Source organism: Streptomyces sp. NPDC047108 (assembly GCF_040643575.1).
Lineage (GTDB): Bacteria > Actinomycetota > Actinomycetes > Streptomycetales > Streptomycetaceae > Streptomyces.
Genome location: NZ_JBEYUP010000006.1, coordinates 264,115 through 277,474, shown reverse-complemented (window position 1 = coordinate 277,474; position 13,360 = coordinate 264,115). Strand labels below are relative to the sequence as shown.

At 73.0% G+C, this 13,360-nt stretch carries 15 protein-coding genes; 11 read left to right on the top strand and 4 right to left on the bottom strand.

Annotated features, from left to right (window positions below; all coding sequences use genetic code 11):
• Window positions 1–71 precede the first annotated feature (71 nt).
• From ABZ822_RS15875 to ABZ822_RS15865, 3 genes are all read left to right on the top strand, one after another.
• The gene (locus ABZ822_RS15875) at window positions 72–1,037 is read left to right on the top strand and encodes an ABC transporter ATP-binding protein (RefSeq protein ID WP_360853377.1); all 966 of its coding nucleotides are present in this window, start codon (window positions 72–74) and stop codon (window positions 1,035–1,037) included.
• Window positions 1,038–1,091: 54 nt separating this feature from the next.
• Window positions 1,092–1,961, top strand: a complete 870-nt coding sequence (locus tag ABZ822_RS15870; protein WP_360853071.1) for an ABC transporter permease — start codon at window positions 1,092–1,094, stop codon at window positions 1,959–1,961.
• A 71-nt stretch (window positions 1,962–2,032) separates the two neighbouring features.
• A complete protein-coding gene (locus ABZ822_RS15865) occupies window positions 2,033–2,623 on the top strand; it encodes an ABC transporter permease (RefSeq protein ID WP_360853374.1) in 591 nt (196 codons plus the stop codon).
• A gap of 82 nt (window positions 2,624–2,705) precedes the next feature.
• Here ABZ822_RS15865 and ybaK read toward each other — a convergent pair whose 3' ends face one another.
• From ybaK to ABZ822_RS15845, 4 genes are all read right to left on the bottom strand, one after another.
• A complete protein-coding gene (gene ybaK, locus ABZ822_RS15860) occupies window positions 2,706–3,206 on the bottom strand; it encodes a Cys-tRNA(Pro) deacylase (RefSeq protein WP_360853068.1) in 501 nt (166 codons plus the stop codon).
• A gap of 17 nt (window positions 3,207–3,223) precedes the next feature.
• Window positions 3,224–3,964, bottom strand: a complete 741-nt coding sequence (locus ABZ822_RS15855) for an LON peptidase substrate-binding domain-containing protein (RefSeq protein WP_360853065.1) — start codon at window positions 3,962–3,964, stop codon at window positions 3,224–3,226.
• 11 nt (window positions 3,965–3,975) lie between these two features.
• Complete coding sequence (locus tag ABZ822_RS15850; protein ID WP_360853062.1) at window positions 3,976–4,968, bottom strand: hypothetical protein; 993 nt, start codon at window positions 4,966–4,968, stop codon at window positions 3,976–3,978.
• A gap of 560 nt (window positions 4,969–5,528) precedes the next feature.
• Window positions 5,529–7,130, bottom strand: a complete 1,602-nt coding sequence (locus tag ABZ822_RS15845) for an oxidoreductase (protein ID WP_360853059.1) — start codon at window positions 7,128–7,130, stop codon at window positions 5,529–5,531.
• 178 nt (window positions 7,131–7,308) lie between these two features.
• Here ABZ822_RS15845 and hisD point away from each other — a divergent pair, with 178 nt between their 5' ends.
• From hisD to hisF, 8 genes are all read left to right on the top strand, one after another.
• On the top strand, window positions 7,309–8,625 hold the full coding sequence (gene hisD / locus ABZ822_RS15840; RefSeq protein ID WP_360853057.1) for a histidinol dehydrogenase: 1,317 nt from the start codon (window positions 7,309–7,311) through the stop codon (window positions 8,623–8,625).
• Window positions 8,625–9,731, top strand: coding sequence for a histidinol-phosphate transaminase (locus ABZ822_RS15835; protein ID WP_360853054.1), 1,107 nt, complete (start codon window positions 8,625–8,627; stop codon window positions 9,729–9,731). Before hisD ends, ABZ822_RS15835 begins: the two co-directional genes overlap by 1 nt.
• Entirely contained in the window at window positions 9,728–10,321 is a 594-nt protein-coding gene (gene hisB / locus ABZ822_RS15830) for an imidazoleglycerol-phosphate dehydratase HisB (protein WP_360853051.1), read from the top strand. The genes ABZ822_RS15835 and hisB overlap by 4 nt, the downstream gene beginning before the upstream one ends.
• A 93-nt stretch (window positions 10,322–10,414) precedes the next feature.
• Window positions 10,415–10,582, top strand: coding sequence for a hypothetical protein (locus ABZ822_RS15825; protein WP_360853048.1), 168 nt, complete (start codon window positions 10,415–10,417; stop codon window positions 10,580–10,582).
• Window positions 10,579–11,226, top strand: coding sequence for an imidazole glycerol phosphate synthase subunit HisH (hisH, locus tag ABZ822_RS15820; RefSeq protein ID WP_360853045.1), 648 nt, complete (start codon window positions 10,579–10,581; stop codon window positions 11,224–11,226). Before ABZ822_RS15825 ends, hisH begins: the two co-directional genes overlap by 4 nt.
• 59 nt (window positions 11,227–11,285) lie before the next feature.
• A complete protein-coding gene (gene priA / locus ABZ822_RS15815) occupies window positions 11,286–12,011 on the top strand; it encodes a bifunctional 1-(5-phosphoribosyl)-5-((5-phosphoribosylamino)methylideneamino)imidazole-4-carboxamide isomerase/phosphoribosylanthranilate isomerase PriA (RefSeq protein WP_360853042.1) in 726 nt (241 codons plus the stop codon).
• Complete coding sequence (locus ABZ822_RS15810) at window positions 12,008–12,418, top strand: RidA family protein (RefSeq protein ID WP_360853039.1); 411 nt, start codon at window positions 12,008–12,010, stop codon at window positions 12,416–12,418. The genes priA and ABZ822_RS15810 overlap by 4 nt, the downstream gene beginning before the upstream one ends.
• Window positions 12,415–13,185, top strand: a complete 771-nt coding sequence (gene hisF, locus ABZ822_RS15805) for an imidazole glycerol phosphate synthase subunit HisF (protein ID WP_360853037.1) — start codon at window positions 12,415–12,417, stop codon at window positions 13,183–13,185. Before ABZ822_RS15810 ends, hisF begins: the two co-directional genes overlap by 4 nt.
• The last annotated feature ends 175 nt before the right edge of the window (window positions 13,186–13,360 follow it).

Here is a 13,360-nt window from a genome sequence, read left to right as displayed (position 1 = left end):
TGAGGACGGGCACAGCACAGGTACGGCAGGGCAGCAGAGCCGACGCGGCGGAAGCCTCGCCCGCGTGCGCCGTGCACGACCTGGTGAAGACCTACCCGGCGGCCCGTGCCCGCCGCGGCACCCCCGCCGCCCCGGCCGTGCGCGCCAGCGACGGCATCACCCTGGAGGTCCGCCGCGGCGAGATCTTCGGGCTCCTCGGTCCGAACGGCGCCGGCAAGTCCACCCTCGTACGCCAGCTCACCGGGCTGATGCGCCCGGACTCCGGCCGCGTCCGCGTCCTCGGCCACGACCTCGTACGCCACCCGGACCGCGCCGCCCGCCTCATCGGCTACCTCGGCCAGGAGTCCACCGCCCTGGACGAGCTGACCGTCGCGCTCGCCGCCGAGACGACCGGAAGGCTGCGCGGCCTCGACGCCCGTACGGCGCGGGCCGAGCGCGACGCGGTCCTCGACGAGCTGAGCCTGGCGGACCTGGCCGGCCGGCCGCTGCGGAGGCTCTCCGGCGGCCAGCGGAGGCTGGCGTGCTTCGCGGCAGCGCTCGTCGGCGACCGGCCCCTCCTCGTCCTCGACGAGCCGACGACCGGGATGGATCCGGTGGCCCGGCGCGCCGTGTGGGCGGCCGTCGACCGCCGCCGCGCGGAGCGGGGCGCGACCGTCGTCCTGGTCACCCACAACGTCATCGAGGCCGAGACCGTCCTCGACCGCGTCGCCGTCCTGGAGCGGGGCCGGGTCATCGCCTGCGACACGCCCGGCGGGCTCAAGGCCCTCGTCGCGGACGAGGTGCGGCTGGAACTGGTGTGGCGTGACAGCGCCCCGCTGGACGTGCCCGAGGTCGCCGCGCTCCGCGCCTCGGCCAAGGAGTCGGGGCGGCGCTGGGTGCTGCGGCTCGCCCCGGACGAGGCCCGCGCGGCGGTCGCCGCCGTCACCGGCGGCTCGGCTTTCGCTGCCCTCGACGACTTCACCGTCACCACACCGAGCCTGGAGGATGTCTACCTCGCGCTCGGCGGCCGTACGGAAGGTCTGGTGAAGGGTGACTGACCGCAGGCGTGGCATGGTGGAGCACCGATCCGTATCGAAGGGGAGCAGCGCAACGTGAGTGTCGTGCCCGCGGAGGCGGTGTCCGGGCAGCTCCGGACGACGGCCGGGTCCCAGGACGCCGGAGACCGGGAGGCCGAGGGCCGGGACGCCGATTCCCGCCCCGGCGCGGCGGCCCCGCTCGCCCCTCGCGCACGCCTCCTGCCCGCCCTGGCCGCGGTCTACCGCGCGCAGCTCTCCCGGGCCCGGGTGGCCCGCATCCCGCTGCTGTTCGTCGCGACCTTCCAGAGCGTCGGGATCATGGTGCTGATGCGCGGGGTCGTCGACGGCGGCGACGAGGCGCGCGCCGTGGTCGCCGGGTCGAGCGTCCTCGTCGTGGCGTTCGTGGCGCTCAACCTTCTCGCCCAGTACTTCGGCCAGCTCCGCGCCGGCGGCGGGCTCGACCACTACGCGACGCTGCCGGTCCCGCCGGCCGCCGTCGTGCTCGGCGCGGCCGGGGCGTACGCCTCGTTCACCGCGCCCGGCACCGTCGTCACCGCCGTGGTCGGCAGCCTGCTCTTCGGCCTGCCGCTGACGCATCTGTGGATCCTGCTGGCGGTGATCCCGCTCGCGGGTGCCGCCCTCGCCGGACTCGGTGCCGCACTCGGGCTCCTGGCCCCCCGCCAGGAAATCGCCACGCTGCTCGGCCAGTTGGGCATGTCCGCCGCGCTGCTGCTGGGCGTGCTGCCCGCCGCGCACCTGCCGGGCCCGGTGTCCTGGGCCCGTGACCTGCTGCCCTCGACGTACGGGGTGGAGGCCCTGGCCCGTACGTTCCAGGCGCGGCCCGACTGGCTCGTGGTCGGCGCCGACCTCGCGGTGTGCGCGGGGGTCGGCGTGGTCTCGCTGGCCGTCGCCACCTGGGCCTACCGGCGGGCGGCGGTCCGATGACGCACCCGGACCGGAGTCCTGCTCATTCCGGTACGGCTCCGGCCTGGCACGATGACGGGGTGACCGCACCGATGACACCGCACGACCAGTACCCGCACGACCCGCGCCGGAGTTCCGGCGCCGGAGGGCCGTACCCCGAGAACCCCGGCGGGCCGGGCCTGGGGGTGGAGTTGCGGCAGGGCGCGCTGGTGGCGCTGGCGGTGACGGTCGCCGGGGTGGCGCTGGGCCTGCTCTGGCTCTGGCTGGCCCCGCGGATGCCGCTGGTCTCGGACGGCAAGGCCGTCTTCATCAAGAACTCCGAGGGCGAGGAGGCGATCGGCGCGGACGGGACGTTCGTCCTGCTCGCGGCCGGACTCGGGGTGCTCACCGGCGCGGTGGTGTTCTGGTTCTTCCGGCGCGGCGGCATCGCGATCGTCGTCGGGACGGCGGTGGGTGCGCTGCTCGCCTCGGTCGTGGCCTGGCGGATGGGCGTCTGGCTCGGACCGGCGCAGGACGTGGCGGCGCACGCCCGCGCCGTCGGCAAGGGCAAGACCTTCGACGCGCCGCTGCAGCTCCGGGCGAAGGGCGCGCTTCTGGCGTGGCCGATCGCGGCCACGGCGGTCCACCTCGCTCTGACGGGTGTCTTCGGCCCCCGGGACCCGGAGCCTCCGGTCCACGTCTGAGGTCTGCCGAGGCCCTGCACGCCGTCTCCGGCCGCTTCCGGAGACGGCGGTTCGGGGGAGCCCGGCCCTCCGCGCGGCGTGGTTATGCGCGGCCGATCGGGGCCAGCACCGCGTCCGTCAGCGACGCCAGGTCCGACGGGGCCAGCTCGACCTCCAGCCCGCGGCGCCCCGCCGACACGCACACGGTCCCGTACGACGACGCGGAGTCGTCCAGCACGGTCGGCAGGCGCCGCCGCTGGCCGAGCGGCGAGATGCCGCCCCGTACGTAGCCCGTGGTGCGCTCCGCGACGGCCGGGTCCGCCATCACCGCCCGCTTGCCGCCCACCGCCGCCGCGAGCGCCTTGAGGTCCAGGGACCCGGCGACCGGGACGATCGCGACCGTCAGGGCGCCGTCGACCTCGGCCAGCAGCGTCTTGAACACCCGCTCCGGCTCCACGCCCATCGCCTGGGCCGCTTCCTCGCCGTACGACGCGGCGGCCGGGTCGTGCTCGTACGCGTGCACCGTGAAGTCCGTGCCCGCACCGGTCAGGGCGACCGTGGCGGGCGTTCCGCCGGCGCCCGCCTTCTGCTTCTTCTTCCCCAAGGTCCTCGGTTCCTCGCTCAGTTGGGAATCGTCGGCTGCCGCGTGAGATCGATCGCCGGCAGCGACGGGATGCCCCGGATCAGCGTGCTCTCGGTGCGGAGGATCTTCAGCTCCTGCCGGAGCCGTTCCGCCGTGGTCGGGGCCTCCAGCAGGCGCTGCTTCGCCGGGGTGTCCAGCACTGCCGCCGCGCCGACCAGGTACGACAGCACGGACGGCTCGTCGGGGAGATCCTGCTCGTCCATCAGCGACCGCTCGTTCGCCCCCGCCAGCCGCTTCTGGTACGTGCGGAAGGCCCGCATGACGCCCGAGGCGAGAGCCCCCGCGCCCTCGCCCTCGTCCTCCTCGAGCAGCTCGGTCTCGGCCATCAGATAGGCCCCGGACGCCTCGACCGAGCGCAGCCGGAAACGCGTGGTGCCGGTGGCCAGGATGTCGAAGCCGCCGTCGCTCTTCTCCCGGATGGTGGCCGCGTCCGCGACACACCCGACCGGGTGGAATGCCTGCAGCGGGTCCTCGCCGAAGCCGGCGGAGGGGCCCCGTTCGGGCAGGGCCGTGGCGTCCGGCATGCCGGGAGCGCTGGGCGCGACCTCGTGGCCGTCGCGGATGGCGACGACGGCGAACCGGCGCGGCGTCTCCTCGTCCAGCTTCAACAGGTCGCGCATCAGGGCGCGATACCGCTGCTCGAACACGTTGAGGGGCAGCACGAGACCCGGGTACAGCACCGAATTCAGCGGGAAGAGTGGCAGGCGCGCGACAGTCACAACGGTCTAGCCTAATGGCCGGTCGCCGCGGCCCGGCCGGACCGCCGACGCAAGGGCATGGTGGAGGCGACCTGGATGCGGACGCCGTCGCGCAGTTCCAGGAACTGCCCGAGCGGGTCGTCGGAGACATGGCTCCAGGGGAACGTGGTCGCGTACGGGCCGATCAGCCGGAACTGTTCGAGCGCCTCGGCCCAGCGCCCGCGGACGATCAGCACGTAGGTGAGAAGGTTCCGGACCTCGGCGGGCCAGGGGTCGCCGGGCACGTAGCGGGCCGACAGGGCGACGGCCAGATCCGCCGCCTTGTCGATACGGCCGCTGAGGGCGACCAGGGTGCCGCCCTCCCGCTGCCGCTCCTCCGCCAGCAGCGCCGCCAACGCGGCCCGTACGGGCAGGGCTTGCAGCAGCGAGCCGGGGAGCGCCTGCTCGGCCGCCTGCTCCGCGAAGTCGAAGGACTCGTGGTGGGAGCCGTACCAACGGGCGCTGAGGTACTGCAGCGCGGCGACATGGCACCCGTAGTGGTGCGAGGAGCGCTGGACCGCCTCGGCCCAGAGCGCGTCGAAGTCGCCGCGCGGGGCCCGCGTGCCGCGCGCGTGGTCGAGCGCGAGGCGCCACGGCACGGGGTCGCCCGGGGACGCCTTGGCCGCCGCCTCGATGAGTGGCGTGGTCTCGCGCAGCGGCTCGGCGCGTCCGGGCCGTTCCCACGCGGCCCGTACGGCGCGTTCCGCCCGGATCAGCGCCGCGTCCGGGTCGTGGGGCGAGGCGGCGAGCCACTGGGAGAACCAGTCGGAGCGGTGGCGCGCGAAGACCGCGAGGCAGATGGCGTAGCGGTCGCGCGACTCCCATTCGGCGGCCTCGCGGGTCGCCGCGAGCAGGGCGGCCGCCGGGCGGTGCTCGCCCCGTCCGGCGGCGGCGAGCGCCGGGCCGAGGCGTTCGTCGGGCGCGTCGAGCAGCACGTCGTCGTCGGGCGGCAGACCGGCGGCGAGGAGGGGGGTGTGGCGGATCATGCGAGCCGTGGTGATCAACGCACGGAGGAAGACCACGGTGCCTCCGGCCTGTGGGGGGACAAGGAGAATGTCCGGATTGTCTTATGGGTCTGGTGCACGGTACTGCGCTCATTGAAAGGTGCAGGTCGGGGGCGCGCCAGGGCAATTCGGTGAAGCTTTTGCATCGATGGAAAGGTTGCTTGCGGAATGGTCAATACCGGGTAAAGAGTGCAGGTGGCAGGGGGCGTGAAAGGCCGCCAGGGTAAGCGGTTGCCGCGCCTCCCGTGCTCCCGTGCGCCCCGTGCTCCCCGCTCACGCCTCCGCGTCGTTCACCTGCGCCTCTGTCCTGCCCCTGTCCTGCGCGGGGCCGCCCGGCCGCCGCCGCTCATGAGCCGTGCTGCTTCGCCCTCCGGCATGCCGTGCACGAGCCCGGCGACGGCATGGCGGCGGCCGGCGCGGCGTGGCGTGGCGGCGGGTCGGCACGGCACGCCGGAGGGCGGCACGGCGCGGTCGCGGTCGGCGCGGCGTGGCCACGGTCGGCCACGGCATGGCGGCGGGTCGGCTACGGCGCGGGCCGCGGGTCAGCTACGGCGCAGGACGCGCGACACGCCCGCCGCGACCGTCGTGGCGAGGATCCAGCCCAGCAGGATCAGAACGGTGGCCGTCCACTGGAAGCGGCCCTCCGGTTTCCAGAACGTCGCCTGCCCCAGGTCGATCACCGGCAGCAGCAGGTCCAGGGCGTACAACATGGCGTTCCACTGAGGTGTTTCGCCGTCGCGCAGTTCCGTCGGCGGATTCCGGTCGAAGATCAGCGTGCCGACCGCCCACAGAACGGCCATCCACAGCGCCGCCCGCCCCGGCTTGTAGCCGTACGCCACCGTCCAGTCCTGGAGGTAGCCCCACAGCTTCCCCGCCAGCGGCAGCGTCTCCCGGCGCCGCCGCTGCTTGGCCAGCAGCACCGCCCGCGCGTCCGAGTCCTCGCCGCTGGCCCGCATCGCCGCCGCCAGCTGCTCGTACGGCTCGGGGGCGTACTCCGGAGTCGCCGCGGCCACCCACTCCAGCCGCTCGGTCAGCGGGAAGGAGCCGCGCGGTATCAGCGTCTCGTAGGCGAATCCGGCCATCGCCAGGCCGCCGGGCCCCGGCCAGCTCGCCGCCCGGTCGACGAGGTTGACGACCTTCGCGCCCGAGAGCACCACCCGGCCCCGCTCCGGCCGCTCGCCGAGGAAGCGCAGCTCGGGGGTCTGGATGCGGCGCAGCGACACCTCCTGCCCCGCGTCCATGACGAAGCGGGCCTGGTAGAAGTCGACGGCGTCGCCGAACCGCCCGTCGTCCAGCCGCACCCCGCCCTCGCATTCGAAGTGCTGGATGCGCGTGCCGCGGGTCGGCGTGATCCCGTACGGCGGGGTGGTGCCGGAGGAGCCCGCGAGCGGCGAGGAGCTGAGTCCGGCCGCCGTCATGTAGAGCGAGCGCTCCACGGTGAGCTGCGGGGCGTTGAGCGCGCGCCGTCCGTACGGGTTGCTCAGCCGGGTGCCGCGCAGGCTCAGCGACACCCCTATCTGGGCGCCGCGCATGCTGAACTCGCCGTACGACTGCATCATCTCGGCCTGCAGATCCTGGGCGACGGTCATGCCGTCCGCCGAGATGGAGCGGCCCTTGCGGTCCTTGTAGACCGTGAGCTGGTTGAGCATGAGGTCGGTGCCGATGTGCGCGTCGGTGAGGCGTATGCCGCTGCGCACCGTGCAGCGGGCGAGGTGCAGGTCTCCCTCGGTGGTCAGCCGGGCGGCCTCGAGCCGGGGTATCGCGCAGGACACCAGGCGCAGGGTGGAGAAGCGGGACTCGGGCAGCAGGATCTCGTTCTCGAAGCGGCAGCCGAACAGCTCGACGTACGGCTCGACGGTGCCGCCGGACAGGTCGAGCGTGCCGGTGATGTACGCACCGGTCAGCTTGAGTGCGGCGACCCGCCCGGGCTGCGGGGGCGGGCCGTCGAGGAGTAAGAGCGCCACGATGCGCGCGCGGACGGCGCGGTCGGGCCCCCAGTGGTACTGGCCCTCCGGATCATCGTGTACGGGATTGCGAGTGCGAAGATCATGAGTGCTTCCATTGCGAAACGCCTGCCACATCCCCCACTCGGCCGGGGTCAGCTCCAGCCCCTCCGGCGGCTCACCGTCACCTGCTCCGGACACCTCCGCAGCCCCCTTTCCGTGCCGCGCGGCCCACACGGCTCCTTCAAGCTCCCTATTCCCGTTCCGTAACGGGCTGAACGCTAACGGTCAGCAGTGTCAAGGAATTCGCCGCAGGGGCGTGTATCAGCCACTGATACGCGCGACCGCGCAGCGGAACAGGTCTGAGACAATTGGCTCCGTGATCTCGCGAATCGATCTGCGCGGTGACGCCCTCCCCGAGGGTGCCGCCCTGCGTGACCTGCTGCCCCGTGCCGAGTTCGACGTCGAGGCCGCCCTGGAGAAGGTGCGGCCGATCTGTGACGACGTACGGCATCGCGGCACGGAAGCGCTGATCGACTACGCGGGAAAATTCGACGGTGTGCGGATCGAGCGGGTCCGCGTACCCGCCGAGGAGCTCGACCGGGCCCTGGCAGAACTGGACCCGCAGGTGCGTGCCGCGCTGGAGGAGTCGATCCGCCGCGCCCGCCTCGTCCACCGTGAGCAGCGCCGCACCGACCACACCACGCAGGTCGTGCCCGGCGGCACGGTCACCGAGCGCTGGGTGCCCGTGCAGCGCGTCGGCCTGTACGTCCCGGGCGGCCGCGCCGTCTATCCGTCCTCCGTCGTGATGAACGTGGTCCCGGCCCAGGAGGCGGGCGTCGACGCCGTCGCCGTCACTTCGCCCCCGCAGAAGGCGTTCGGCGGGCTGCCGCACCCCACGATCCTCGCGGCCTGCGCCCTGCTCGGCGTCGACGAGGTGTACGCCGCCGGCGGCGCCCAGGCGATCGCCATGTTCGCGTACGGCACGGACGAGTGCCTGCCGGTCGACCTCGTCACCGGCCCCGGCAACATCTACGTCGCCGCAGCCAAGCGCCTGCTCAAGGGCCGTATCGGGATCGACGCCGAGGCGGGCCCGACCGAGATCGCGGTCCTCGCCGACGCCACGGCGGACCCCGTACACGTCGCCTCCGACCTCATCAGCCAGGCCGAGCACGACCCGCTGGCCGCCGCCGTCCTCGTCACCGACTCCGTCGAGCTGGCCGAACAGGTCGAGACCGAGCTGAAGACCCAGGTCGCCGCCACCCGCCACCGCGAGCGCGTCGGCGAGGCGCTGGCAGGACGTCAGTCCGCGGTCGTCCTCGTCGACGGCCTGGACGAGGGACTGCGGGTCGTCGACGCCTACGCCGCCGAGCACCTGGAGATCCAGACCGCCGACGCCTCCGCCGTCGCCGCGCGGGTCCGCAACGCGGGCGCGATCTTCGTCGGACCCTACGCCCCCGTCTCGCTGGGCGACTACTGCGCCGGATCGAACCACGTGCTGCCCACCGGTGGCTGCGCCTGCCACTCCTCCGGCCTGTCCGTGCAGTCCTTCCTGCGCGGCATCCACGTCGTGGACTACACCCGCGACGCCCTCGCCGAGGTCACCCACCACGTCGTGACCCTCGCCGAGGCCGAGGACCTGCCCGCGCACGGGGCCGCTCTCAAGGCCCGGTTCGACGGAGAGGTGCCCCGCTAGTGCCCGGCATCGACGACCTCCCCATCAGGGACGAGCTGCGCGGCAAGTCCCCGTACGGCGCGCCGCAGCTCGACGTGCCCGTGCGCCTGAACACCAACGAGAACCCGTACCCGCTGCCCGAGCCGCTCGTACGGCGCATCGGCGAGCGCGTCACCGAGGCCGCCCGCGAGCTGAACCGGTACCCTGACCGGGACGCCGTGGAGCTGCGCACCGAGCTGGCCGCATATCTCACGCGGACCACGGGACACGCGGTGGAACGGGCCCAGGTATGGGCCGCCAACGGCTCCAACGAGATCATCCAGCAGCTCCTCCAGGCCTTCGGCGGCCCCGGCCGCACGGCCATCGGCTTCGAGCCCTCGTACTCGATGCACGCGCTGATCAGCCGCGGCACCGGCACCGGCTGGATCTCCGGACCGCGCACCGAGGACTTCACCATCGACGTGGACGCGTCGGCCGCCGCGATCGCCGAGCGGAAGCCGGACGTCGTCTTCGTCTGCTCGCCGAACAACCCCACCGGCACGGCGGTCGAGGCCGAGACCGTCCTCGCGCTGTACGAGGCCGCGCAGGCCGCGAAGCCCTCGCTCGTCGTGATCGACGAGGCGTACGGGGAGTTCAGCCACCGCCCCTCCCTGCTGCCGCTGATCGAGGGGCGCCCGAACCTGGTGGTCTCGCGCACCATGTCCAAGGCCTTCGGCGCGGCCGGGCTGCGCCTGGGCTATCTGGCCGCCGACGCGGCGGTCGTGGACGCCGTCCAGCTCGTCCGCCTGCCGTACCACCTCTCGGCCGTCACCCAGGCCACCGCGCTGGCCGCCCTCGAACACACCGATACGCTGCTCGGGTACGTCGAACAGCTCAAGACCGAGCGGGACCGGCTGGTCGCCGAACTGCGCGCCACCGGCCTCGAGGTCACCGAATCGGACGCGAACTTCGTGCAGTTCGGCCGCTTCGACGACGCCCATGCCGCATGGCAGGCCCTGCTGGACCGCGGTGTGCTGGTCCGTGACAACGGCGTACCGGGTCGCCTGCGCGTGACCGCGGGCACCCCGGATGAGAACGACGCGTTCCTCGATGCGGTGCGCGATCTGATGAAGGAGTTGAACCGATGAGCCGCGTAGGCCGCGTGGAGCGCACCACCAAGGAGACGTCCGTCCTCGTCGAGATCGACCTCGACGGCACCGGCAAGGTCGACGTCGCCACCGGGGTCGGTTTCTACGACCACATGCTCGACCAGCTCGGCCGCCACGGGCTCTTCGACCTCACCGTCAAGACCGACGGCGACCTGCACATCGACAGCCACCACACCATCGAGGACACCGCGCTCGCCCTCGGCGCCGCCTTCAAGCAGGCCCTCGGCGACAAGACGGGCATCTACCGCTTCGGCAACTGCACCGTCCCGCTGGACGAGTCGCTGGCGCAGGTGACCGTCGACCTCTCGGGCCGCCCGTACCTGGTGCACACCGAGCCGGAGAAGATGGCGCCGATGATCGGCGAGTACGACACGACCATGACGCGGCACATCTTCGAGTCCTTCGTGGCTCAGGCGCAGGTCGCCCTGCACATCCACGTGCCGTACGGGCGCAACGCCCACCACATCGTCGAGTGCCAGTTCAAGGCCCTGGCCCGTGCCCTGCGCTACGCCTCCGAGCGCGACCCGCGCGCGGCCGGGATCCTGCCGTCCACCAAGGGCGCGCTGTGACCCACGCGCCGCTGCGCCGCGCGGGCGGAGAAGCGAACGGAATGATGCAGTGACGAAGGGCCCGGGCAGCCGCCGGGCGAACGAAGGGACGTCGTGAACACCCTGTCCACCCTCCTGATCCTCGTCGGGCTGTTCCTGCTCGGCGGAGTGATCTCCTTCTCCAAGCAGAAGATGCCCAAGGGCGTGATCGTGGCGCTCGGCATCGCCTGCGTGATGTGCCTGGCCGCCGGTGTCCTGCGCCTGGACGGGGTGTTCGCATGAGCACCGGGGCCGCGAAGCGCGTCGTCGTCTTCGACTACGGCTTCGGCAACATCCGCTCCGCCGAGCGCGCCCTCGCCCGGGTCGGCGCCGATGTCGAGGTCACCCGGGACTACGACACGGCCATGAACGCCGACGGTGTGCTCGTCCCCGGTGTCGGCGCGTTCTCCGCCTGCATGACCGGGCTCAAGGAGGCCCGCGGCGACTGGGTCGTCGGGCGCCGCCTGGCCGGCGGACGGCCCGTCCTGGGCATCTGCGTCGGGATGCAGATCCTCTTCACCCGGGGCATCGAGCACGGCGTCGAGGCGGAGGGGCTCGACGAGTGGCCCGGCACCGTGGGACCTCTGAAGGCCGACGTCGTCCCGCACATGGGCTGGAACACCGTCGAGGCGCCCGAGGACTCCCGGCTCTTCGCGGGCCTGGACGCCGGTGCCCGCTACTACTTCGTGCACTCCTACGCCGTGCGCGACTGGGAGCTGGAGACCGGGAACCCCCACATCCGCGCGCCGAAGGTCACATGGGCCACGCACGGCGAGCCGTTCGTCGCCGCCGTCGAGAACGGCCCGCTGTGGGCCACCCAGTTCCACCCCGAGAAGTCCGGCGACGCCGGCGCCCAGCTCCTGACCAACTGGCTCGGCACCCTGTGAGCCCGAGCCCCGACAGTCCCGTGTCCCCCCTGAGCCCCGAAAGCACTGAGAGCCCCGTGATGCCGAAGCTCGAACTCCTTCCCGCCGTCGACGTCCGCGACGGCCAGGCCGTCCGCCTCGTCCACGGCGAGTCCGGCTCCGAGACCTCGTACGGCGACCCCCTCCAGGCCGCCCTCACCTGGCAGCAGGAGGGGGCCGAGTGGCTGCATCTGGTCGACCTGGACGCCGCGTTCGGCACCGGCGACAACCGGGCGCACATCGCCGAGGTCACCCGCGCCATGGACATCAAGGTCGAGCTGTCCGGCGGCATCCGCGACGACGACACCCTGGCCGCGGCGCTGGCCACCGGCTGCACCCGCGTCAACCTCGGCACCGCCGCCCTGGAGACCCCCGAGTGGGTCGCCAAGGTCATCGCCGAGCACGGCGACCGCATCGCCGTCGGCCTGGACGTCCGCGGCACCACGCTCCGCGGCCGCGGCTGGACCCGCGACGGCGGCGACCTCTACGAGACCCTGGCCCGCCTGGATTCCGAGGGCTGCGCCCGGTACGTCGTCACCGACATCGCCAAGGACGGAACCCTGCAGGGCCCCAACCTCGACCTGCTGAGGAACGTCTGCGCCGCGACCGACAAGCCCGTCGTCGCCTCCGGGGGCGTCTCCTCGCTGGAGGACCTGCGGGCCATCGCCGGTCTCGTCCCCGCAGGTGTGGAGGGCGCGATCGTCGGCAAGGCGCTCTACGCCAAGGCGTTCACCCTGCGAGAGGCGTTGGAGGCGGTGTCCGGATGAGCGAAGGCGTGCAGCGAGTGCAGTCCGACAGCCCGTGGGAGGAGACGATCGGCTTCGCGCGTGCTGTCGCGGCCGGCGACCGGGTCCTCGTATCGGGCACGATGCCGTTCACCGGCAGAGTGCTGCAGGGCGAGGGCGACCCGTACGAGCAGGCGCGAGCGGCGTTCCACAACGCCCTCACCGCGCTCAAGAAGTTCGGCCTCGGAGCCGAGGACGTCATCCGTACCCGCATGTACCTCACCCACCAGCGCGACGTCGACGCCGTCGGCCGCGCGCACCACGAGATCTTCGGCGCCGTACGCCCGGCCGCGACGCTCGTCGTGGTCTCCGGCTTCGTCGACTCGCGCGTCCTGGTCGAGGTGGAGATCGAAGCGTTCCGCAGTAACTCCGAGGAGTCCGCGCCATGACCCTGGCGGTCCGAGTCATCCCCTGCCTGGATGTGGACGGCGGCCGTGTCGTCAAGGGCGTCAACTTCCAGAACCTGCGCGACGCGGGCGACCCCGTCGAGATGGCCAAGCTGTACGACGCCGAGGGCGCCGACGAGCTGACCTTCCTCGACATCACGGCCTCCTCGGGCGACCGCGAGACGACGTACGACGTCGTGCGGCGCACGGCCGAGCAGGTCTTCATCCCGCTCACCGTGGGCGGCGGGGTCCGGACGACCGACGACGTCGACAAGCTGCTGCGCGCCGGGGCCGACAAGGTCGGTGTCAACACCGCGGCCATCGCCCGGCCCGAGCTGATCCGCGAGATCGCCGAGCGCTTCGGCAGCCAGGTGCTGGTGCTGTCCGTCGACGCCCGGCGCTGCCCGGAGGGGACGGTCACCGCGTCCGGCTTCGAGGTCACGACGCACGGCGGGCGGCGCGGTACGGGGATCGACGCGGTGGAGTGGGCGCACCGGGCGGCCGAACTGGGCGCGGGCGAGATCCTGTTGAACTCCATGGACGCCGACGGGACGAAGGACGGCTACGACACGGCGATGATCGAGGCCGTCCGCAAGCAGGTCACCATTCCGGTGATCGCGTCGGGCGGCGCGGGGAAGCTGGACGACTTCCCTCCGGCGGTCGCGTCCGGCGCGGACGCGGTCCTCGCCGCCTCGGTCTTCCACTTCGGCGATCTGCGGATCGCCGAGGTCAAGCAGAGGCTACGGGCGGCGGGCCACCCGGTCCGCTGAACCCGCGCCCGCTCGGCCCCGCCGGTCGGCTGACCCCGCGGGCCCGCTCGGCCTGGCGGGTTTGCTCGGGTCCGCGGGTTCGCTCGGTCCGCGGAGCCCGCGGTCCGTCGACTGCCCCCATTCCGCGGCCTGTTGGTCCGCGGACCGGTCGCCATTCCGGGACGCCCGGGGCCCG

Bases quoted from the DNA above. Each gene is read 5' to 3' on its own strand.
- ABZ822_RS15865 (WP_360853374.1), top strand. From the start codon at position 2,033: ATGACACCGCACGACCAGTACCCGCACGACCCGCGCCGGAGTTCCGGC.
- ABZ822_RS15850 (WP_360853062.1), bottom strand. From the start codon at position 4,968: ATGATCCGCCACACCCCCCTCCTCGCCGCCGGTCTGCCGCCCGACGAC.
- hisB (WP_360853051.1), top strand. From the start codon at position 9,728: ATGAGCCGCGTAGGCCGCGTGGAGCGCACCACCAAGGAGACGTCCGTC.
- hisH (WP_360853045.1), top strand. From the start codon at position 10,579: ATGAGCACCGGGGCCGCGAAGCGCGTCGTCGTCTTCGACTACGGCTTC.
- priA (WP_360853042.1), top strand. From the start codon at position 11,286: ATGCCGAAGCTCGAACTCCTTCCCGCCGTCGACGTCCGCGACGGCCAG.
- ABZ822_RS15810 (WP_360853039.1), top strand. From the start codon at position 12,008: ATGAGCGAAGGCGTGCAGCGAGTGCAGTCCGACAGCCCGTGGGAGGAG.
- hisF (WP_360853037.1), top strand. From the start codon at position 12,415: ATGACCCTGGCGGTCCGAGTCATCCCCTGCCTGGATGTGGACGGCGGC.